Here is a 19520-nt window from a genome sequence, read left to right on the forward strand (position 1 = left end):
CGCGCGATGAGATTTGGATGAATCGTCATCGCGCTTTAGCTTGTTGTCTGCGCATGATCTTTCCGGAAAACCGCTTCGCACTTTTCCGGATCATGCTTTAAAGCCTCCCAACCAGCTCAGCGAATTTCTTGCTGACCAGTTTGAAGCCCTCTTCCGTCGGATGCAGCTCGTTTCCCCAATCCTTCTTGTAGGTCCGATCGTGCCGAAGGGTGTTGCGAAGGTTCAGATAGTGGACGTGCTCGAAGCCGGCAGTCGCGCTGACGTCCTTCAACATGGCGTTGAACTGGTCGATCAGCTTGACGACCACGGCGGAGTTCTTGCCGAAGTCGACGTGACCCTTTTTCCTGAACCCGGGCTCGAGCCAGGGGCCCGGCAGCAGCCAGAATCCGCCCAGATAGCCGCGGCCATCGGGAAGCGCGTAATCGTAGCCATGCGTCACGATGGGAATCGGTCGGCCGAGATAGCGCTGCGCGATCGTGGTCAGGCCGCTGATGATGCGTGCATAGGCCGCGCGCAGCCGCACATCGATCAATCCGCGAACAATGTCGTCATTGACGGCCGGAAGGGAAGATGCCGCATGGTTGAGCAGGATCGCAAATTCGTCTCCGGCAATGTCATTGCCGCCGCCGGACAGCAGAATCGCCCGCGGGACCTTGTTCGCACGCAATAGTTTCTCCAGCCGCCGCGCAAATTCCTCGAACTGGCCGCCCGAGTGCGCCATGTCTTCGACCGTGTCGCCCTTGTGAGCGACGGATTCCACATCGTAGAGATAGTCGTCCTCGAGCATCTGCAGGACGTCGTAAAAGGGATAGTCGAACCAGGAATCGCCCTCGGCGATCAGCACGCCCGCGCTCACCGCAGTTCCAAGCAAGGCTCGCGTCCGTGAGGGAATCTGCGGCGGGGCCGGCGCTCGCCGCGGCCTCGGCGCACGCGCCATCCGCCGGACCGCGGCTGCCCGCTTGCGCGTTTGTCCGTTTCGGAAGGCGATGACATCCTCCGCCATCGCCTGGCCGCTCTTTATCGCGGCACTCAGCTCGGCAGGAGCACGCGCCGACCGTCTTGACTTGCGTGTCTTCTTCGCCATCGCTCACCTCTTTTCAGGGAAAGACATCGAGCAGTGCATCAAGCGCATCGAGCTTTGCACCGAGACCCTTCAGCTTCTTCCGGCAGCCCTCGTCGAACCGCTGCCGGGACATGAGATGTTCGAAATTGCGCTCCAGGTTGAAATAGAGCGGGCACTCCTTGCTTCCCTTCGAGTGGCCATCCATATCGCCATAAAATCCCGCGAGGCCCGAAACCATCGCGTTGGCAATGACGCGATCGGTTTCACGTCCCTCCGGCGCGAGCTGGTTGAACCCGGCCACCGACCCGATCAGGATCCGTGGCTCCTGATTGTCCGGCCACCACCCGTAGATTTGCTCCCGCCCCTCGCCCCGCAGCGGATGACGCGTAATGCAGGCGAGGATGTCGGCGTCCAGCTCGACCGGCATCCCGCGCAAACGATCTGCGAGGCGTTCGGCCCACAATATCATCGGCTTGCCCTTCTGCAGGTCCCAGACATCGAGCGGAACCGACAGCCGGACGAGCTCGAAGCCAAATTCCTTCTGGGCAGCATTCATCTGCGTGAGCGTGCGATCCAGTGCCGGAAAGACATTATCCATGTCCCAGACGGCGATGCGGGCGGTGTGTCCGGCAGTCGCGCGCCGTGCGTCGGGACGCACGCGGGTTTCGGGAACGAAGCTGCGCTTTGCAGGAGGCCTGCACAGCACGAGGCTCGAATCTCGCGCATACAGCACGGGGATGGCCCAGTCGATCGGCTCGCCATGCAATGAGTAATTGACCGCGATGCGCGCCTCCCGCGCCGAATCGCCAAGCGAATTGCCCTGGGCGAGCGACCAGTAGAAGTGCTGCGCGAACGAGGTGGCGGAGGAGTCGAGGACACTATACTGGTTCGCGACCACCGCCGGCAGCCCGTGCGCGACCAGCGACTGCGCGACGCCCTTGTTGAACTCGGCGCGCCCTGCAGCGCCGGTTTCGCAGGCGTTGAGAAAGACGAGGCTGAGGTTTCGGCTGCAGAAAATCTCCCGCACCGAGCGCTCGCCGAGACTGTGCTCCTGTCCTTTTTCATTCACGAAGACGAGGCGCCCCTCACCGCGGATCTCATCGTAGGTGCCGTGACCGATGAAATGAACGACGTCGAATTTTCCGTTCGAGAGATAGCCGTGCAGCTTCGTGGGCGTTGCCCGCGGCAGCGTCGCAACGGTCACGAGCCCGGCCGCGACGAGCGGCTCGAAGCCACTGCGGATCACGGCCTCTTCCTGCTCGATGGACAAACGGCCGTATCCGACCGGCTGAGCCGACGCGACCAGGATTCGCAGCGGCCCGGAGCCTGGGTTGATCTGGTCGGCGGGAATACTGGTCAGAACATTGCGCGAAAAGCGCATCTCCTCCGTTGCGAGAAAGCACTGCCGCCCCGGGTCGTAGGTGAATTCCCAGGGCTTTTCCGCGATCCAGGGAATCATCGAGGTGAAGATGAAATCGAGCTTGCGGCCCTGCCGCGTACGCGCCTCGTCGTACAGGCGGCGGACGTCACCCTGAAACAGCGTATCGAACAGCTGCTCGCCGAACGCGATCATGTCCTTGTCCCCGGGGAGCGAGCCTTCTTCCCGGTTGGTGTATTTCTTGACGCGCTCGTGCGTTGCGATGATTTTTCCGAACAGGGTCTTCTCGCCGTCTTCGCCGGCGCGAAGCCGCATCACCGACGTGACGCGGGCGCCGCCGTAACTCGCAAGCACCTGGGCGAATTCCGGTGTGGCACCGCCGGCGCTGCGTGGCGCGCCATGGTTCGACCGGAACTCGTCCATGATCACGAGCTCGAAGACGTTTCCCTGCACGCTGCGCGGCGTGGCCCCGCTCCCAGGCCCGGGAGCGGCCGCGGCGTCCGGCTGCTCCGGGGACGGAGGCGGCATCGGCTCCGCGGTATCCGCGAAATCGAGTGGCGGCGGCTTGGCGGTCCTGCTCGTCTTCGGATAGAGCGAGGCCGCGAAGGCATGGTCCCTCGGATTGATGTCCTTGCCGCCCTTGACGGGCTTGCCGTTCTTCATGATCGCGGCGGGCAGCTGATAGCACATGATCGAGACCGGATCAGCTTCCTCGGTGCCCATGATCGACTTCTTCGCCAGCGGCGTCAGCACCTGCTCTTTCACCTCTTCGGGGGTCCAGCCCTGGTCCTCGTCGAAGAAGCTGATGGCCTTGTCGCGATCGATCAGCTTGACGATGTCGCTGCGCATGTGCTCGTGGTCGAAACCCAGAGTATGCCCGGCTTCATGGCGAACGACGCGCCTGAATTCGGCTTCCGACGTTCGCATCGTGAAGCCTTCGAGGTTCATGGTCGGCTTGTCCTTGTCGATCTCCAGGATCTCGGTGCCGACGTAGGACCAATAGCCAGCCTGGTCTTCGGGAGAATCGAGCCGCGCAATGCGGACCTGTCCGACGCCGGAGGTCTCGGCGAATTTCACATTGGCCTTTTGTCCCCAGGCATTCATGTGCAGCAGGATGCGTTTTCGCAAATCGTTCCTCGGGCTGTCCAGGAACGAAACGCTCAATTGCACTCCCTTGGCCGGCCACTTGCGACCGACCACCACGGCAATGCGCCGCGGACCACCTCGACGTCCGACGGGCGTGCGTTCGATCGTGTGCCGCTCCGCCTCGTTGGCTGGATTGATGATCAGCGCTCTCCGCTCCGCGTTCGCGAGCATTTCGGGCTGAAGAATCCTTGGCCGGCAGACGATGACTGACATCGGACCTCCTGGCTATCGGCAATTGTCACCACGCACGAAGCCGCACGGGCGGTTGCCGCGCGCGAATGGCGTTTGCCTTCCGGCGCGACCATCCCTATGGCGAATTCGCAACGCGCCCGGCGCTGTAGGCGGCATTCTCTGCTGGATTGCGAAGCAGATCGGCCACGGCAATATCTCCACGTGCCACGCGTTCAATGATCAGAATATTCGAACGGCTCAATAAACCGGCGGCGGACGTGTATCGACATCCAACGCCAATGTTAGGTTGAATGCCCGACGTCGGATTGTCAACAAGACATCGGCCCGCCGATCAGGCGAAGTGGATCGGACCTCGTATGCAGCTTGGGAAGCTCATGCACCCGGCCCGCGGTATCCGCAGTCCGAATCCGGCGGGCTCTGGCGACGATCGGCTCTATTGGGGTGTCGGCACGGCGCGGTTAAATGGCGGAGAGGGAGGGATTCGAACCCCCGATAGGCTTGCACCTATGCCGCATTTCGAGTGCGGTGCATTCAACCACTCTGCCACCTCTCCTGAAGGCGCCATATAGGAGCTGCGGCCCCTGTGGTTGGGGCGTTAATAGGCGAGGATGACGGGCCAGACAAGGCGCGAAAGGGGAAAATCCGCTGCCTCTTTTGCCCCCGTGCCGACCGCCTCCGGAAGGAACTGCCATGGAGCACCTCACCATCACGGCCAACGGCGCCGATTTCCACCTGGTCCGCGCCGGACAGGGAAAACCGCTGCTTTTGCTGCATGGCTGGCCCGAATTCTGGCTGACCTGGGAGCCGGTGATGGCGCGGCTGAAGGACCGCTTCACGCTCGTCGCGCCCGATCTGCGCGGCTTCGGCGACAGCGACAAGCCGGATGGGCCCTTTGGTCCAGACGGCCATGCCGCCGACATGCTGGCGCTGATGGACGGGCTTCGTTTCAACCGATTCGGCGTGGTCGGCCACGATGTCGGCGGCGCCGTGATGCAGCCTCTGGCCCGGCAGGCGCCGGAGCGGCTCGCGGGCCTGTTCTTCTTCGATTTCGTCTATCCCGGGATCGGGCCGCGCATGGCCGCGCCCGATCGGCTCAACCACATCTGGTACCAGTCCTTTCACCAGATGGAGATGGCGCCACAGCTCGTCGGTGCCAGCCGGGAGAGCTGCCGGCTCTATATCAGCCATTTCCTCAAAGGCTGGGCGCACCGGAGAGGCGCCTTCGACGACGTGCTGGAGGCCTTCACCGACAATTTCCTGAAGGACGGCAATCTCGCCGGCGGCTTTGCGCATTACCGCGCCTCGCATGCCGGGCGCGTCGCGATGATGAAGGGCGACGCGCCCCGGCTGCCGCCGATCGCGGTGCCGACCTGCGTGCGCTGGGCCGAGCACGATCCGCTGTTTCCGTATGCGTGGACGGATCGGCTGGGGGAGACCTTCAGCGATCTCGACCTTAAGATGTTTCCCGGCGTCGGCCACTTCCCGCATCGGGAAGATCCGGATCGTGCGGCCGCAGAGATCGCGGCGTTCTTCGGGCGGATCGGCTGGAGCTGAAGAACGGGGTGGGACCGCCAGACGCGGTAAACACTGGCGGTCCCGTGCCGCTCTTTGAAATACTGGCCGTGAAGGGCGGCTTCGCCGGCCGAGTGGAAGCGACGATTCGACCCTAGCGTGCGGCGGGCGGCCCGCAACGCAATCCGGTCCTTAACCTAACCGGTCAAGGTTACTTTGGAGCCCCGACGGGGCTCCAGCTCTTGTTTGGACGCGTTTTCCTGACGCGAACCGGAATCCACTTCGCTTGAAAACGCTATCTTAGTCGTTCTTGCTCTTTTTCTTCCCGTTCTCCGTGGAATCCCGGTCTTTCTCCTTTCCGCTCTCCTTGCGGCGGTTGGTGAAGCGGGCATTGCCGAGGCCGGTGCCGATGGTGAGCACGCCCCAGCGGTCGATGTCCTGCATGAACGGCACTTCCGAGAGGCCCTGCACCACGCCGTCATTGTGCATCAGGATCGCGGTGTCGTGCTCGCCAATCTGCGGAATGCCCTCGAGCAGGCTCGCCGGCAGGTTGAACTTGCTGCTCTCCCAATTGCCGGGCAGATTCTGCGCGCCCTTCTCGATCGAGCCGTCCGGATTGATCACGCCGGGACAGGCGATGCCGATGAACGGCGCGAGCTTGTAGCCTTCGTTCTCGGCTTCCGTGATCAGCCCCTTCAGCATCTTGGTGAGCCGCTTGACCGCGCCTTCGCGCGTCGGCTCGTCGTCGGCGTGACGCCACAGGTCCGAATGCACCACCTTGGCCTTCGACAGGTCCTTGGCCTTCTTCCAGCTCGTTTCCACCACCCCGCAGCGGATGTTGGTGCCGCCGATGTCGACGGCGAGGATGCTGTCATGGGCCTCGAAGATCCAGGACGGCGCCAGATGCAGCGCGCCGATCAGGCCGGCCTCGTCGGGGTGATGGCGGATCGGCTGCAGGTCGATCTTGAAGTCCTCCGATTTCAGGATGATCTCGGCGCGCGCGATCACGAGCTCGCCGAGTCGGGAATCGCGAAAGCCGCCGCCAACGACGATGCGCTCGGTCTTGGCCCAGGCCTTGGTCTTGAGGAAGCGGCGCGTGACATAGGCGAGCTCCTGGGAGAAATCCTCGATCGCGCTGTGCACCACGGCCGAGGCCTCGGTGTCGTCGCCGACCAGGATGGCATCCAGCGTCTTCTTGTTGATCTCCTCGGTCGGCACCTTGCCGAACGGATCCTCCCCCGTCTTGCGCAGCGGCTTGCGCCAGCGCTCGAGAACCTCGCGGAACGCGCCCTTGCTGGCGCGGTCGCCGAGAAAGCCGTCCTCGTCCTTGATCTCGATGTTGAAGCTGTCGACATCGACCGACGGCAGCCGTTCGGCGCCATGCTGGGCGATGCCCGTTGTCTTGACCAGTTCGTCCGTTGCCATGAGAGCCCTCGCCCCGCTTGCCTGTTCCGGCCGGGACAACTGCGGGGGAACCCGTTTGTTGCATGGCCCGCCCGAGATTCGGCTGCGCGCTTTCAGCGCGGCCAAATCCTTCAAATCCGGGCCTTTTCGGCGGTTTTCCTTGACTTGGCGCGCTCGGCAGCTATAAGTCCCACAGCCGGCGCGGGGCGTTTCTCGCGCCGCTTGTTTTTGCGTGGGTTTTCAACGGGATAAAACCCACCCGCACAAAACGCAGTAAACCCATAGCGACTGACAAAAAGCCGACCCGGACGAACCACGTCCCGAGGCCGGGATTGAACACGGAGAAAGAACGATGTTCGCAGTCATCAAAACCGGCGGCAAGCAATACCGCGTCGTGCCGGATGATGTTCTCGAAGTAGGCAAGATCGAAGGCGAAGTCGGCTCGATCGTGCAGTTGAATGAAGTTCTGGTGGTCGGCGGCGACACGCCGGTGCTGGGCGTTCCGACGGTGGCAGGCGCGTCCGTCGCGGTCGAGGTGCTCGACCACAAGCGCGGCCCCAAGGTCATCGCCTTCAAGAAGCGCCGCCGCAAGAATTCGCGCCGCAAGCGCGGCTATCGCGACGAGATCACCGTGCTGCGCATCAGCGAGATCCTGACCGACGGCGCCAAGCCCACCAAGGGCCCGCGTCCGAAGAAGGAGAAGGCGGCGCCGGCAGCGGAAGCCGCCGAGTAACGGAAATCGATCACGCCAATTCACGAATTGATGCGTGAGAAATTTTGAAATGATTCCGTCAAGGAATTGACCTAGAACTACGCAGGATTTTGGAGACGAGCCATGGCTCACAAAAAAGCAGGCGGTTCATCGCGCAACGGTCGCGATTCCAAGGGCAAGCGCCTCGGTATCAAGGCGTTCGGCGGCGAGATCGTCACGCCGGGCAACATCATTGCGCGTCAGCGCGGCACCACCTGGCACCCCGGCCTCAATGTCGGCATGGGTACGGATCACACTCTGTTCGCCAAGATCGAGGGCCGCGTTGCGTTCCAGGCCAAAGCCAATGGTCGCACCTTCGTATCGGTGCTCCCGCTTGCCGAGGCTGCTGAATAGACGGTGGACAAAAACGGAGTCCGCCGGTCCCGACTGAACCGGCGGAGTCCTAAAGATCTCAAAAGATCGAAGGCTCCAGGGGGAGGCGGGAAACCGGCCTCCCCTTTTCGTTGCTCACTTTGCATTAGTGACTTTCACGGAGCCGGACATGTTGCAGGATTTTTCGAGCGTGACCCTGGCCGAGGCGAGACCGAGCGTCGTCGCCACCGAGCGGCTGACCTTGCGGCGGCCGACGCTGGCCGACGTCAGGAGCATCGCCCGGCTCGCCAACGACCGCCGCGTCGCCGAGAACACGCGCCGCCTGCCGCATCCCTATTCGCAGGACGACGCCGCGGACTTCATCCGCGCCACCGCCGCGCTCGGCAGCGAAACCGTATTCCTGATCGAGCACGACAGCGGGCCGGTCGGCATGGTCGGCATCGATTGCTCCAGGCCCGGCAATGCCGAGCTCGGCTACTGGCTCGGCGTCGAGCATTGGGGCCGCGGCTTTGCCACCGAGGCCGCGCGCGGCGCGATCGACTTCTTCTTCGAGGAGTTCGAGGACGAGCATCTCTATGCCGGCGCGCGCGTCACCAACCCGGCCTCGCGCAAGGTGCTGGAGAAGTGCGGCTTCCAGTGGAGCGGCGTTCAGCTGCACCGCTTCCTGGCGCTCGGCTCCTCGACGCCCGTCGACTGCTTCCGCCTGTCACGCGGGGTTTGGGCCTCGCTGAAGAGCTGGAGCAGTGCGCGGCGGGTGCGGTAACTTACCCTCCCCTGGAGGGGGAGGGTAAGCGCTACGCCGGCGGATTCACTTCGCTGCTCGGACGTCCCAAATCGCGTTCGCGCAAATAGATGTAGAACCCGGCGCCGATGATGATCGCGGCGCCGACGAGTGTTGCGATCGACGGAACGTCGCCGAACACGACGAAGCCGAAGATCACGGCCCAGACGATCATCGAATATTGATAGGGCACGACGACGCTCGCCGGCGCCAGCTTGAGCGAGCGGTTGACGCAGAACAGCGCCGTCACCGAAACACATCCGGCCAGCGCGAAGATCACGAGGCTGCCCGGCGTCGGCGGCACCCAGTGGAACGCCGACAGCATCGCCCCCAGCGAAAACGTGCCGATGAATTGCGAGGACGCCATCACGATGTCGGGCGTCTTGCGCAGGCTGCGCGTGATCAGCATCAGGGTTGCGAAGGAGAGGCTGCCGCCGAGCGCGATCAGCGCCGGCAGGCTGACGGTCTGCGCCGACGGCCGCAGCGCGATCAGGACGCCGCAGAACCCGATCAGGATCGCGGTCCAGCGCCGCCAGCCGACCTTCTCGCCGAGAAAGATCGCCGACATCGCGGTGACGAAGATCGGACCGGCGAGATAATAGGTGATGACGTCGGCGAGCGGGAGATAGACGGTTGCGAGAAAGAAGGCTGCGACTTCCAGCGTCGACAGCACGACGCGAACCAGCTGCAGGCCCGGCCGCTCCAGATGCAGGAACAGGTCGCGCTGCTTCCAGATCAAGGGCGACAGCAGCAGCAGCGCCGCGCAGGCGCGCAGGAACAAGAGCTGCCCCACCGAATAGGTCCCGACCAGGAACTTGCCCATGGCATCGCCGAACGAGAACATGAAGATCGACAGCACCATGAGTCCGATGCCGGCCAGGCGCGCGGAGCGATCGTCATAGGCGGAGAGGTTCTTGAAGAGGGGCATTGCAACGAGTCTGAGTTCGGGGGCCCGTCATTGCGAGGAGCTCTTGCGACGAAGCAATCCAGACTGCATCCGCGGTAGCAGTCTGGATTGCTTCGCTTCGCTCGCAATGACGAGCGGAGAGAGCGCGGAATCATCGCGACCAGTGTCGCTTGCGGTCGTTTTAATGACGTGAGCCGCCGGGACAAGCCCGCTACGCCAAATTGAACGGATTGTCGCACTCTTCGCATCGCGGTAGCGATACAGGCCACATCGAGAGCCAGGAAGAGAGCCAAGCCATGACCGATTTCGATCCGGCCCAGCATCGCATGATCAGGGCGCAACGCTGGTTTGAGGATTTCGTCGTGGGCGAACGCTTCGTGCTGCCGAGCCGCACCCAGACCTCGGCATTGTTCGCCGCATTCCAGACCGCGAGCGGCGACACGCATCCCGTGCACTATGACGTGGAGTATTGCCGCAGCCGCGGCATGCCGCATCTGCTCGCCCACGGCTTCCAGACCCTGATCCATACCGCGCCCGGCGCCGGCCTGTTTCCGTTCCTGGTCGAGGACTCCCTGGTCGGCTTCCTCGAGCAATCGAGCCGCTTCCTCAAGCCCGTGTTCGCCGACGACACCCTCTATCCCGCACTGGAGGTCTCCGAGCTGGTGCCGGGCCGCTCGACCGGCACGGTCGTGCTTCGCAGCACCGTATTCAACCAGCGCAAGGAGCTGGTGCTGGAGGGCACGCAGAAATTCCTGATCCGGAAACGGCCGACGGGTTAAGCAAGGGGGTCGAATTCGCGGAAATTCCGCCGATTTGCGGGCCAATCCGGGTTGCCGCTGGGGGCCTGCTGGCCTACCTATGGCCCATGAAATTCCTTGACGAAGCAAAGGTCTATATCCGCTCCGGTGACGGCGGGAACGGCTGCGTGGCGTTCCGCCGCGAGAAGTTCATCGAATTCGGCGGTCCCTCCGGCGGCAATGGCGGCCGCGGCGGCAATGTCATCATCGAGGTCGCCGACGGCCTCAACACGCTGATCGACTACCGCTACCAGCAGCACTTCAAGGCCCAGAAGGGCGAGAACGGCTCGGGCTCGGACCGCCACGGCGCCAACGGCAAGAACATCGTGCTGAAGGTTCCCGTGGGCACGCAGATCTTTGACGAGGACCGCGAGACGCTGATCCACGACTTCACCAAGGTCGGCGAAAAATTCGTGCTGGCCGAGGGCGGCAATGGCGGCTTCGGCAATGCGCATTTCAAATCGTCGACCAACCGCGCCCCGCGCAACGCCAATCCCGGCCAGCCCGGCGAGGAACGCTGGATCTGGCTGCGGCTGAAGCTCATCGCCGATGCCGGCCTGGTCGGCATGCCCAATGCCGGCAAGTCGACGTTCCTGTCAAAAGTCAGCGCCGCAAAGCCGAAGATCGCCGATTACCCCTTCACCACGCTGCATCCGCAGCTCGGCGTCGTGAACGCCGACGGCCGCGAGTTCGTGCTCGCCGACATTCCCGGCCTGATCGAAGGCGCGCATGAGGGCACCGGCCTCGGCGACCGCTTCCTCGGCCATGTCGAGCGCTGCCGCGTGCTCCTGCACCTAGTCGACGCCACCTGCGAGCATGCCGGCAAGGCCTACAAGACGGTGCGCAAGGAGCTCGATGCCTATGGCGGCCAGCTCACCGACAAGATCGAGATCGTCGCGCTGAACAAGATCGACGCGGTCGAGCCGGACGAGCTCAAGAAGCAGAAGGACCGCCTGAAGCGGGCCGCCAAGAAGACGCCGCTGCTGCTCTCCGGCGCCACCGGCCAGGGCGTCAAGGAAGCGCTGCGCGCACTGGCCGACGTGATCGGCGAGAGCCCGGTCTCCGCCAAGGCGAAGAGTGCGGCCGAAGCGGAGCCGTGGTCGGCTTAGCGGGCGACGCTCTCTCGACACCTCTCCCCAACGGGGAGAGGTCGATTTGCGCAGCAAATCGGGTGAGGGGGGAGAGGTCCCACGAGGGAGCGTAACCCCTCACCCGGCGCTACGCGCCGACCTCTCCCTTCGGGAGAGGTTGTCTTCGCTCCGTCGATAGAGCAGCATTCAGCAAATCAAAAAAGGCGGAGATAGACGCATGGCGCGCGCGAAGAACGTTCTCTGGATCATGTGCGACCAGCTTCGCTATGACTATCTCGGCTGCACCGGCCATCCCACGCTGAAGACGCCGAACATCGACGCCATGGCGAAGCGCGGCGTGCTGTTCAGCAAGGCCTATGTGCAATCGCCGATCTGCGGCCCCTCGCGGATGTCGTTCTACACCGGCCGCTACATGCGCTCGCACGGCTCGCACTGGAACGGATGGCCGCTGCGCGTCGGCGAGCCCACGCTCGGCGATCATCTGAAAAAGATCGGCGTGCGCAACGTGCTGGTCGGCAAGACCCACATGGCCCCTGATATCGAAGGCATGAAGGCGCTCGGCATCCCACCGGAGTCGATGATCGGCGTGCATGTCGCCGAATGCGGTTTTGAGCCGTACGAGCGCGACGATGGCCTGCATCCGACGGGACGGCCGCGTCCGAAATACGACGAGTATCTGCGCCAGCAAGGTTTCGAGGCCACCAATCCCTGGGAGCATTGGGCCAATTCCGGCGCTGCCGAGGATGGCAGCCTGCAGAACGGCTGGCTGCTGGTGCATGCCGACAAGACCGCGCGCGTGCCGGAGGAGCATTCCGAGACGCCCTACATGACGCGGCGCGCGATGGACTTCATCAGCGAGGCCGAGACCGACGGCCGGCCGTGGTGCCTGCACCTGTCCTACATCAAGCCGCACTGGCCCTATATCGCGCCGGAGCCCTATGCCAGCATGTATTCGACCGATGACATGATCCCGGCGATCCGCTCGGAGCGCGAGCGGCAGAATCCACATCCGGTGTTCGGCGCCTACATGGACATGCGCTACTCCCGCAACATGGCGCGCGACGAGGCGAGAGAGAAGGTGATCCCGACCTATATGGGGCTGATCACCCAGATCGACGACCAGATGGGCGTGCTCATGAAATTTCTGGAGGCGCGCGGCCTGCTGGAGACCACCATGATCGTGTTCACGTCCGATCACGGCGATTATCTCGGCGATCACTGGATGGGCGAGAAGGACCTGTTCCACGAACAGTCGGCAAAGATCCCGCTTGTTATCATCGACCCCTCAAGGGAAGCCGACGCCACGCGCGGCACGCGCAGCGATGCGCTGGTCGAGGGAATCGATCTCGCGCCGACCTTCGTCGACTATTTCGGCGGCAAGGTGCCCGGCCACATCCTCGAAGGACGCTCGCTGCTGCCGCTGCTGCGTGGGCCGACGCCGCCGGATTGGCGCAAGGTGGCGTTCTCCGAATACGACTATTCCATGCAGGACGTGCGGCTGAAGCTGAACCAGCCGATCGAGCGCTGCCGTCTGTTCATGGTGTTCGACGGCCGCTGGAAATACATCCACGCCTCAGGCTTCCGCCCGATGCTGTACGACCTCGAAACCGATCCGGAAGAATATCTGGATCGTGGCGACGACCCTGATTGCGCCGGCATCATCGCGCGGCTGCAGGCCGAGCTGTTCGACTGGGCGCTGCATCCGAACGATCACATCACGACGCCGCGCGAGAAAATCGCGGCCTATGCCGACAACCAGCTCCAGGTGAAGAACGGCGTTCTGATCGGCATCTGGGACGAGAAAGAGCTTGCCGCGATCAAGGACGGCATCGCGCAGCGCGCGAAGATGTAGCTGCTCTCCGCGATTCTGCATCAGCGACACGATCGCGCATCGATCAACATCGTCATTGCGAGCGCAGCGAAGCAATCCAGAATCTTTCCGCGGAGGGCCTCTGGATTGCTTCGTCGCAAGAGCTCCTCGCAATGACGGAGGAGAGACCTCAATTCTCGATCTTGTACCCCGTCGCCTTCACGATCGGCTGCCACAGCGCGGTGTTCGCGGCGAGCTCCTTCGTCAATCCCTCCGGCGTCGAGCCGACCGGTATCAACCCGATCGCCATCAGCTTCTCCTTCACCTCGGGCTTGGCAAGCGCCGCGCTCGCGGCGGCGCTGAGCTTGCTCGCAAAATCCGGCGGGCTGCCGGCGGGGAGCCACATGCCGTACCAGCCGTCGGCAACGAGATCGATGCCGCTTTCCTTCAGCGTCGGCACATCGGGGACGAAGGGCGAGCGCTCTGCGCTTGCAATCGCGAGGATCCTCACGCCGTTGGCACGATGCTGCGCGATCGCATCGGAGACCGTGGTGATGCCGAACGGCAGATGGCCGGCGATGAGATCATTCATGACGAGCGCGCTCCCGCGATAGGGCACCCGGGTCATTGAAAGACCGAGGATCTGTTCAAGTCGCCATCCGAGGAAATGCGGGATGTTGCCGCTGCCTGGTGTCCCATAGGTGGCCTTTGCGACATTTGCCCTCAACCAGGTGACGAGTTCACTGAAACTACCCACCCCGATCGCGGGACTTGCAACGACGGCAAACTCGAAGCGAACTAGTTGCGACACGGGGACGAAATCCCTGGCCGCGTCGAAGCTCGGTTGATTCTCCACCATCGGCAGCAGGTACATGGTCGGACCGGTCGTCACCAGGATTGTAGTGCCGTCGGAACTTGCGCCCTTCACGGCCCTGATTCCGATCAACCCGTCGCCACCGGTACGATTCTCGACAATCATGGTTCGCCCGAGCGGGCCGCTGAATTGCTCGGCAATGAGACGACACAAGGCATCACCGCTGCCGCCTGCCGCGAACGGGAAGATGATGCGCGTCAGCGGACCGGATTGAGCATGTGCTCCACTGGCCTGCGCCAGCAAGGGCAGCGAGAGGCCTCCGGCGATGAAGCTGCGTCGGTCCACGTCATCCTCCCTCGTTATTGATTATTCGAGGCATAGACTGCCCGAGCCTCGGCAGACAAGGGCGCCGTTAGGCCTATTTGCCGGCTCCGCTGCCTTGCGCCGGCCACCGTCCTGCTGCAATAGCTAGCCGCATCGGCGCCGCCCTTTTCGCTCCGCCGGATCAGCGACAGAGCAATTTGACGACCGCCATGGCCAGCCCCGAACTCAGTCAATTCCGCCGCATCGTCGTCAAGGTCGGCTCCGCGCTGCTGGTCGATTCCGACAAGGGCGAGGTGCGCTCGTCCTGGCTCGCCGCGCTCGCCGACGACATGGCCAAGCTGCACCAGGAGGGACGCGACGTCCTCGTGGTGTCCTCGGGCTCCATTGCGCTGGGCCGCAGCCGGCTGAAATTGCCGCGCGGACCGCTGAAGCTGGAAGAGAGCCAGGCCGCGGCTGCGGTCGGCCAGATCGCGCTGGCGCGGATCTGGTCGGAGGTGCTCGGGGCACACGGCATCGGCGCCGGCCAGATCCTGGTGACGCTGCAGGACACCGAGGAACGCCGCCGCTATCTCAATGCGCGCTCCACCATCGGCAAGCTGCTGGAATGGCGCGCCATCCCCGTCATCAACGAGAACGACACGGTGGCGACCACCGAGATCCGCTACGGCGACAATGATCGCCTCGCCGCGCGCGTCGCCACCATGGCGAGCGCGGACCTGCTGGTGCTGCTATCCGACATCGACGGGCTCTACGACGCCCCGCCGAAGAACAATCCGAACGCCAAGCTCATTCCGGTGGTCGAGAGCATCTCCTCGGAGATCGAGGCCGTGGCGGGCGATGCCGAGTCCGAGCTGTCGCGTGGCGGCATGCGCACCAAGGTCGAGGCGGCCAAGATCGCGACGACCGGCGGCACCCACATGCTGATCGCCTCCGGCAAGATCGAGCATCCCCTGCAGGCAATCGCCGATGGCGGCCGCTGCACCTGGTTCCTGACGCCCGCCAATCCCATCACCTCGCGAAAACGCTGGATCGCGGGCACGCTGGAGCCGAAGGGCACGCTGACCATCGACGCCGGGGCGGTGACGGCGCTGCGTGCCGGCGCCAGCCTGCTGCCGGCCGGCGTGATCAAGGTCGAGGGCCAGTTCGCCCGCGGCGATGCCGTGATCGTGCGCGGCCCCGACGGCAGCGAGGTCGGCCGCGGCCTGGTCGCCTATGACGCCGACGACGCCGAGCGCATCAAGGGCCGCTCCTCCCCCGATGTGATGACCATCCTCGGCATCAGCGGCCGGGCGGAGATGATCCATCGGGATGATCTCGTGGTGGGCGGGTAGGCCAACCGCGGCTATTGCATGTCGTCGGCGTTGATATCCTGTCGGCCGTGCATGACCCGAACAACGTCGATACCGTCCGGTGTCGGTACGTAGAAAATTAGATAGTTGCCCACCGGAAAGCTGCGCAATCCCGCACGCAATTCCCTCCGTTCGCGACCGGCAAACGGCGTCTCTGCCAGCATATTGAATGTTGCGTCGATGTGATCGAGCAGCGCGTCAGCCGCTCTCGGATTATCTGCGGCGATGTAGTCCCAGATTGCCGTGAGGTCGATCTCTGTCTGCGGACTCTTAAGCGGTCTTCTTGCCATTTTTGGCCGCCAGACGTTTCCTCCCCTCTGACTTGATCCGCTCGAACATATCGCCGACCTCCTCCATCGGCCCGCTGTCAAAACCCCTCTGAATTTCCTCTCGCAGCGCCTGCAGCTTGAGCTTACGCCGCTCCTCGCGCTCCTCGACAAGGCGCAGGCCTTCGCGCATGACCTCGCTCGCGCTGGCATAGCGACCGCTCTCCACCAGGGTGTCGATCAGGTCCTCGAAATGCTTGCCGATACTGTAGCTGCTCGCCATGGGACGGCTCCGTTATCAAAATATGATACTTATTGATATTTGAGTATCCTGCAAGGATGCACCCTTCCTCCGGCGCAACCGGCCCATCGACCCACCTGACGGCGCCAACCGAACCCCAGCCATACCCTCCCTGCCCTTCGCAAAAGCGGGATTTCCGTGCTAGGACACCGCCTTAGCAGAAGGTTGAACTCCCATGGCCGCCCCCCTCAAAGCCGTTGACGGCAATGCCGATCTTCAGGCGCTGATGTCCGATCTCGGAACCCGTGCCCGCGCGGCCGCGCGCGTGCTGGCGCTGGCGCCGCCGGAGCAGAAGAACCGGGCCCTGGAAGCCATGGAGCGGGGGATCCGCGCCAACACGGCGAAAATTCTCGCCGCCAATGCCGAGGACGTCGCGGAGGCTCACGCCTCCGGCAACGCCACCTCCTCCTTCATCGACCGCCTGACGCTGACGCCGGCGCGCATCGAGGGCATGGCCGAAGGCATCGGCATCGTGCGCGGCATCGCCGATCCCGTCGGCATCGTCACGGAGAGCTGGCAGCGGCCGAACGGCATGACGATCGAGCGCGTGCGCGTGCCGCTCGGCGTCGTCGGCGTGATCTTCGAGAGCCGGCCGAACGTCGCAGCCGACGCTGGCGTGCTGTGCCTGAAGTCCGGCAACGCCGTGATCCTGCGCGGCGGCTCGGACAGTTTCCGCTCCTGCCGTGCCATCCATGACTGCCTGGTGCAGGGCCTGCGCGAAGCCGCCCTGCCGGAAGCTGCGATCACGCTGGTGCCGACGCGCGACCGCGCGGCGGTCGGCATGATGCTGTCGGGCCTGAACGGCACCGTCGACGTGATCGTGCCTCGCGGGGGCAAGAGCCTCGTCGCGCGCGTCGAGCAGGAAGCGCGCGTGCCTGTGTTCGCGCATCTCGAAGGCGTCAACCACGTCTATGTCGATGCCAGCGCCGACCTCGCCATGGCGAAGTCGATCGTGCTCAATGCCAAGATGCGGCGCACCGGCGTCTGCGGCGCAGCCGAGACGCTGCTGGTCGATCGTGCCGCCGTTGCTGCGAACCTGAAGCCGCTGGTCGAGATGCTGCTCGATGCCGGCTGCGAGGTGCGCGGCGACGAGGCCGTGCAGAAGACCGATGCGCGCGTCAAGCCGGCGAGCGAGGAGGATTGGGACACCGAATATCTCGACGCGATCATCGCGGCGAAGGTGGTTGACGGCGTCGACGGCGCGATCGCGCACATCCAGGACCACGGTTCGCATCACACCGACGCGATCGTGAGCGCGGATGAGGCGGCGGCGCAGAAATTCCTCAGCGAGGTCGATTCCGCGATCGTGCTGCACAACGCCTCGACGCAGTTTGCCGATGGCGGCGAGTTCGGTTTCGGCGCCGAGATCGGGATCGCTACCGGCCGCTTCCACGCCCGCGGCCCGGTCGGCGCCGAGCAATTGACGAGCTTCAAATATCGCGTTCGCGGCACCGGGCAGACGCGGCCGTAAGTGACGTCGCGGGGCGGGCATTGAGCAACAATCTCGTCGTGCCGCGCTTCGTGGCGCAAGCGGTTCCGCCCTCGACGCCGGGCATGCGCATCGGCCTGCTCGGCGGCTCGTTCAACCCGCCGCATCAGGCGCATCGCGCCATCAGCCAGTTCGCACTCAAGCGATTGCAGCTCGATCGCGTCTGGTGGCTGGTCACGCCGGGCAATCCGCTCAAGGAGAACGGCACGCTGCACGAGCTCGGCGAACGCATGCAGGCCGCGCGCGACGTCGCCGATGATCCGCGCATCGAGGTGAGCTGTCTCGAATCCGTCATTCGCACCCGCTATACTATCGACACGATCAACACCTTGCGCCGCCGCTTCCCCGGCTTGCGCTTTGTCTGGATCATGGGCGCCGACAATCTCGCTCAATTCCATCGTTGGCAGGACTGGCGGCGCATCGCCGCCCAGGTGCCGATGGCGGTGATCGATCGCCCGCCGCAGAGTTTTCGCGCGCTCGGCTCGCCCGCAGCCCAGGCGTTATCGCGCTACCGTCTGCCCGAAAAAAAGGCGGCTCTGCTTGCAGATCGGCCGGCCCCGGCCTGGGTGTTCCTGACCGGATTGAAACTGAACCTCTCCTCGACCGGCTTACGGAACCCGGACGGGAGCTGGAAAGGTACGAAGTGAGACGAAGTGTACGGACATGGTGTGGACTACGGGCTCTCTGGCATATTGAAACCCTTAACCCCACATGATGTAGTGTAACCGGTGGGCGCCGGATTCGGCGTTCGCGATACAGTGAAAGGAATGGTCCCTGACCGCATCTGTATTGTCCAAGCCTGTTTTACCCAAGGTTGCCAAGCCTACGCGTAAAACATCGACCAAAGCTGCGGCCTTGAAGGCGCAACCCGACGCCGACAAGACGCTGAGCCTGATCCTCTCCCGCCTCGAGGACATGAAGGCGGAAGAGACGGTCACCATCGACCTTCGCGGCAAATCGGCGTACTCCGACTACATGATCGTCACCACCGGCCGGGTGAACCGGCACGTCGGCGCGATCGCGGAAAACGTCACCAAGAGCCTCAAGGAAAACGGCATCAAGAACATCCATGTCGAGGGCTTGCCCAATTGCGACTGGGTGCTGATCGATTCCGGCGACGTGATCGTGCACGTGTTCAGACCCGAGGTCCGCGAGTTCTACAACCTGGAGCGGTTGTACACGCAGGGCCCAGGGGCTGCTAAGGCGATCTAGGCTCATCTGGCCGATTTCGAATCGGCTGGCGCGCATGCTAGCGTCGTGCGCGCGCCTGTTGCGCGCGGTCTCGTCAACGCGACTCCTGAAATCATGCGTGTTGCTGTCATTGCGGTGGGCCGGCTGAAGCAGGGCCCCGAACGGGAGCTTGCCGACCGCTATTTCGAGCGGTTCGAGGAGGCCGGCCGCAAGCTCGGATTCCGCGAGCTCGGCATCCACGAAATTCCCGAAAGCCGCGCACGCGACATCGCGACACGGATGGCTGAAGAGGCCGCGGCGATCTCCGCGCATATTCCTGACAAGGCGATCCTGGTGGCGCTGGACGAGCGCGGCCAGAATCTCGATTCCACCGTATTCGCACGGCATCTGGCGCGCTGGCGCGACGAGGGTGCCGGACATACTATCTTCGTGATCGGAGGGGCGGACGGACTTTCGCCCGAATTGCGCCGTAAGGCCAAGCTCGCGATCGCGTTCGGCTCTGCGACCTGGCCGCACCAAATGGTCCGCGTCATGCTTCTGGAACAGCTGTATCGGGCCGCCACCATCCTGGCCGGCCACCCCTATCACCGCGCGTGATGCGCGCCACAACGAGCACCTTTG

At 63.9% G+C, this 19520-nt stretch carries 19 protein-coding genes and 1 tRNA gene; 12 read left to right on the top strand and 8 right to left on the bottom strand.

Translation table 11 applies throughout. The features are described from left to right. Window positions 1-97 precede the first annotated feature (97 nt). From BDOA9_RS04750 to BDOA9_RS04760, 3 genes are all read right to left on the bottom strand, one after another. Window positions 98-871, bottom strand: coding sequence for an SGNH/GDSL hydrolase family protein (locus tag BDOA9_RS04750; RefSeq protein ID WP_192859542.1), 774 nt, complete (start codon window positions 869-871; stop codon window positions 98-100). A gap of 226 nt (window positions 872-1097) precedes the next feature. Continuing rightward, window positions 1098-3800: a CHAT domain-containing protein gene (locus BDOA9_RS04755; protein WP_082847789.1), complete on the bottom strand. Its 2703-nt coding sequence runs from the start codon at window positions 3798-3800 to the stop codon at window positions 1098-1100. Window positions 3801-4242: 442 nt separating this feature from the next. Next, window positions 4243-4332, bottom strand: a tRNA-Ser gene (locus BDOA9_RS04760). Window positions 4333-4469: 137 nt separating this feature from the next. Between BDOA9_RS04760 and BDOA9_RS04765 the strand changes: the two genes are divergently transcribed. Continuing rightward, complete coding sequence (locus tag BDOA9_RS04765) at window positions 4470-5333, top strand: alpha/beta fold hydrolase (protein ID WP_025032809.1); 864 nt, start codon at window positions 4470-4472, stop codon at window positions 5331-5333. Window positions 5334-5591: 258 nt separating this feature from the next. On the opposite strand, the gene BDOA9_RS04770 is transcribed toward BDOA9_RS04765, so the two are convergent. Then, window positions 5592-6716, bottom strand: a complete 1125-nt coding sequence (locus BDOA9_RS04770; RefSeq protein ID WP_025032810.1) for an ROK family protein — start codon at window positions 6714-6716, stop codon at window positions 5592-5594. A 331-nt stretch (window positions 6717-7047) separates the two neighbouring features. Between BDOA9_RS04770 and rplU the strand changes: the two genes are divergently transcribed. The 3 genes from rplU to BDOA9_RS04785 all read left to right on the top strand — a co-directional run bounded on the left by rplU (window position 7048) and on the right by BDOA9_RS04785 (window position 8542). Further along, entirely contained in the window at window positions 7048-7428 is a 381-nt protein-coding gene (rplU, locus tag BDOA9_RS04775; protein WP_025032811.1) for a 50S ribosomal protein L21, read from the top strand. Between the two features lie 102 nt (window positions 7429-7530). After that, complete coding sequence (rpmA, locus tag BDOA9_RS04780) at window positions 7531-7800, top strand: 50S ribosomal protein L27 (protein WP_025032812.1); 270 nt, start codon at window positions 7531-7533, stop codon at window positions 7798-7800. A 148-nt stretch (window positions 7801-7948) separates the two neighbouring features. Further along, window positions 7949-8542, top strand: a complete 594-nt coding sequence (locus BDOA9_RS04785) for a GNAT family N-acetyltransferase (RefSeq protein WP_025032813.1) — start codon at window positions 7949-7951, stop codon at window positions 8540-8542. A 31-nt stretch (window positions 8543-8573) separates the two neighbouring features. On the opposite strand, the gene BDOA9_RS04790 is transcribed toward BDOA9_RS04785, so the two are convergent. Continuing rightward, the gene (locus BDOA9_RS04790; RefSeq protein WP_025032814.1) at window positions 8574-9488 is read right to left on the bottom strand and encodes a DMT family transporter; all 915 of its coding nucleotides are present in this window, start codon (window positions 9486-9488) and stop codon (window positions 8574-8576) included. 275 nt (window positions 9489-9763) lie between these two features. On the opposite strand from BDOA9_RS04790, the gene BDOA9_RS04795 reads away from it, so the two are divergent. From BDOA9_RS04795 to BDOA9_RS04805, 3 genes are all read left to right on the top strand, one after another. Further along, entirely contained in the window at window positions 9764-10246 is a 483-nt protein-coding gene (locus tag BDOA9_RS04795; protein ID WP_025032815.1) for a MaoC family dehydratase, read from the top strand. Between the two features lie 86 nt (window positions 10247-10332). Next, window positions 10333-11373 (top strand): GTPase ObgE, encoded by a 1041-nt coding sequence (obgE, locus tag BDOA9_RS04800; RefSeq protein ID WP_025032816.1) that lies wholly within the window; start codon window positions 10333-10335, stop codon window positions 11371-11373. 199 nt (window positions 11374-11572) lie between these two features. Then, window positions 11573-13207 (top strand): alkaline phosphatase family protein, encoded by a 1635-nt coding sequence (locus BDOA9_RS04805; protein WP_025032817.1) that lies wholly within the window; start codon window positions 11573-11575, stop codon window positions 13205-13207. A gap of 148 nt (window positions 13208-13355) precedes the next feature. Here BDOA9_RS04805 and BDOA9_RS04810 read toward each other — a convergent pair whose 3' ends face one another. After that, window positions 13356-14324 carry a Bug family tripartite tricarboxylate transporter substrate binding protein gene (locus tag BDOA9_RS04810; RefSeq protein ID WP_025032818.1) on the bottom strand — a complete coding sequence of 323 codons (969 nt, stop codon included), beginning with the start codon at window positions 14322-14324 and terminating at the stop codon, window positions 13356-13358. Window positions 14325-14512: 188 nt separating this feature from the next. Between BDOA9_RS04810 and proB the strand changes: the two genes are divergently transcribed. Further along, window positions 14513-15634: a glutamate 5-kinase gene (gene proB / locus BDOA9_RS04815; protein ID WP_025032819.1), complete on the top strand. Its 1122-nt coding sequence runs from the start codon at window positions 14513-14515 to the stop codon at window positions 15632-15634. Window positions 15635-15645: 11 nt separating this feature from the next. Here proB and BDOA9_RS04820 read toward each other — a convergent pair whose 3' ends face one another. Beyond that, window positions 15646-15942, bottom strand: a complete 297-nt coding sequence (locus BDOA9_RS04820; RefSeq protein ID WP_025032820.1) for a type II toxin-antitoxin system RelE/ParE family toxin — start codon at window positions 15940-15942, stop codon at window positions 15646-15648. After that, a complete protein-coding gene (locus BDOA9_RS04825; protein ID WP_025032821.1) occupies window positions 15923-16201 on the bottom strand; it encodes a type II toxin-antitoxin system ParD family antitoxin in 279 nt (92 codons plus the stop codon). The genes BDOA9_RS04820 and BDOA9_RS04825 overlap by 20 nt, the downstream gene beginning before the upstream one ends. Window positions 16202-16394: 193 nt before the next feature. Between BDOA9_RS04825 and BDOA9_RS04830 the strand changes: the two genes are divergently transcribed. The 4 genes from BDOA9_RS04830 (at window position 16395) to rlmH (ending at window position 19496) form a co-directional block, all read left to right on the top strand. Further along, window positions 16395-17690, top strand: a complete 1296-nt coding sequence (locus BDOA9_RS04830; RefSeq protein WP_025032822.1) for a glutamate-5-semialdehyde dehydrogenase — start codon at window positions 16395-16397, stop codon at window positions 17688-17690. Window positions 17691-17710: 20 nt separating this feature from the next. After that, window positions 17711-18355 (top strand): nicotinate-nucleotide adenylyltransferase, encoded by a 645-nt coding sequence (locus BDOA9_RS04835; RefSeq protein ID WP_025032823.1) that lies wholly within the window; start codon window positions 17711-17713, stop codon window positions 18353-18355. A 208-nt stretch (window positions 18356-18563) separates the two neighbouring features. Then, window positions 18564-18920, top strand: a complete 357-nt coding sequence (rsfS, locus tag BDOA9_RS04840) for a ribosome silencing factor (protein ID WP_024338888.1) — start codon at window positions 18564-18566, stop codon at window positions 18918-18920. A gap of 93 nt (window positions 18921-19013) precedes the next feature. Continuing rightward, window positions 19014-19496: a 23S rRNA (pseudouridine(1915)-N(3))-methyltransferase RlmH gene (rlmH, locus tag BDOA9_RS04845; RefSeq protein ID WP_025032824.1), complete on the top strand. Its 483-nt coding sequence runs from the start codon at window positions 19014-19016 to the stop codon at window positions 19494-19496. Window positions 19497-19520: the final 24 nt, after the last annotated feature.

This window comes from Bradyrhizobium sp. DOA9 (assembly GCF_000617845.2).
Taxonomy (GTDB): domain Bacteria; phylum Pseudomonadota; class Alphaproteobacteria; order Rhizobiales; family Xanthobacteraceae; genus Bradyrhizobium.